This window comes from Kosmotoga arenicorallina S304 (assembly GCF_001636545.1).
Taxonomy (GTDB): domain Bacteria; phylum Thermotogota; class Thermotogae; order Petrotogales; family Kosmotogaceae; genus Kosmotoga_B; species Kosmotoga_B arenicorallina.
In genome coordinates this window covers 1-1,637 of sequence record NZ_JFHK01000034.1, presented here as the reverse complement: position 1 = coordinate 1,637, position 1,637 = coordinate 1, and the positions used below count along the sequence as shown (strand labels likewise).

Below are 1,637 nucleotides of genomic sequence, written 5' to 3'. Positions count from 1 at the left end.
TCAGCCTTCATGCTCAGCAGTATATTTGCAAAGGTTTTCAATTCTGCTTCGACTATAATCTGCAGGCTGAGTATCTATCTCAAGGTTGTGATTGACGGAAAAAGCTTCTTGCTTTCAAAGCTCAAGAAAAAAACTAAGGGAGTCACATCATTTATTGCGAGAGTTCCGAGCTACCAGGCAAAGGTAAAGATAATCATTGACAACAGTGCTGACGAAACGAGAATCATTCTTTGCAGCGACACGAACATGACAGAGTATGAGATACTCAATCATTACAGCAAAAGAGAGACTGTGGAGGAATACTTCAAGCAGGCAAAAGGTCTATTGGGGCTGAAAACACAGGTTTACTCACAGCGTTCCACTGAAAAACACATAGAGCTTGTAGCTCTCTACTTCACAGCCATGATGATAGCGAGATACTATTTGAATGTCAAAGACCAAATTGGATTTAGGGAATTCGTTGAGCAGCAAGTAGAACTATATTATCTGGAAAAAACCCTCTTTACCGTGTTTATTTCGTTTGTCCGTAACCCTAAAGCCTTTTTCTCATCTCTTTCTGGGTTCATTTAGCTAATTGCATAGTTTGGGATTATAAAGCAATTGACTGAAATTTCATAAAACATACAAGAATTTAGATAAAAACTTACTTAAAGATCAAAAATGCTTCATGCTACAATAAGACGTGAAATGCTTATTCAACAATGATTTTGAACATCAAATCATCGTTAACCTGGAGGTGCGTATGACCGAATTCTTTAAACTCGGGACTACTCTTACAATGAGCCTGTTCTCTTATGGTATCATCGCTTTGATTGCTGGTATTACATTGTTTTCCATCTTCACCAAAAAGCATAAAAGGCCTAAAATTGTTACTGTTTTCCTTTTTGTATTAATATTCTTCATGGTCTGGCTCCTCATAATTGTGCCCAACAATGCAGGAATAGAAATTAAAAGAGGAGAAATGAGGATAAGTATACCCCTTTCGGCAAAAATAACGATCACTCCCGATGATATTGCATCCTGCAAAATCATCGATTGGAATGAAAATACTGAATATAAGCCTGCTATACGTACCTTTGGAACTTCTATCGGGAATTATAGGGTCGGAAATTTTAAGCTAAAAAATGGGAAAACAGCCAAAATGCTTACAATTGGAGACAAAGCGATTGCAATAGAGCTTAAAAATGAAAGCTATCTTCTCTTGCTCGCCCCGAAGGATTTCGATGATTTTGTAAAAGCAGTTGATGATAATCTTATAGAAGTAATGACGAGATAAAGCATGACGCTTGCGTGGCTGGGCGCTGCGAAGCAGCGGCTAAGCACGCTGTGCGTGGGTATGACTGGCTACGCCAGTGTTATGAACTCCTTCGGAGTTGCCACGACCAGCTCTGCTGGTGTTTAGAAGTTCTCTCGGATCTCGGATTCTCGGTTCTCGGCTTTTCAATCGTAATCACCCCCTAAAGAAATAGGACAGGGAATAACGAGGTGATAGTATGAAAGAAAAGGGGGTGAAGGGATGAGAAGCAGGGGACAATATTCAAAGGAATTGAAGCTAAAAGGGTAAAGAGAATACGGAGAGGGCCACAAAAACACAAGAGAAATAAGGGAAGGATACGGGGTACCGAATTCAACATTAA

1 protein-coding gene and 1 pseudogene are annotated in these 1,637 nt (G+C 39.6%); both read left to right on the top strand.

What is annotated here, in order from left to right:
* Positions 1-570, top strand: a pseudogene (locus AT15_RS09945) (IS701-like element ISKol8 family transposase); the annotation flags it as partial.
* 172 nt (positions 571-742) lie between these two features.
* Positions 743-1,276 carry a PH domain-containing protein gene (locus AT15_RS09940; protein WP_068349224.1) on the top strand — a complete coding sequence of 178 codons (534 nt, stop codon included), beginning with the start codon at positions 743-745 and terminating at the stop codon, positions 1,274-1,276.
* The last annotated feature ends 361 nt before the right edge of the window (positions 1,277-1,637 follow it).

Excerpts from the sequence above, each read along its gene's own strand:
- AT15_RS09940 (WP_068349224.1), top strand. The coding sequence starts at position 743 with ATGACCGAATTCTTTAAACTCGGGACTACTCTTACAATGAGCCTGTTC.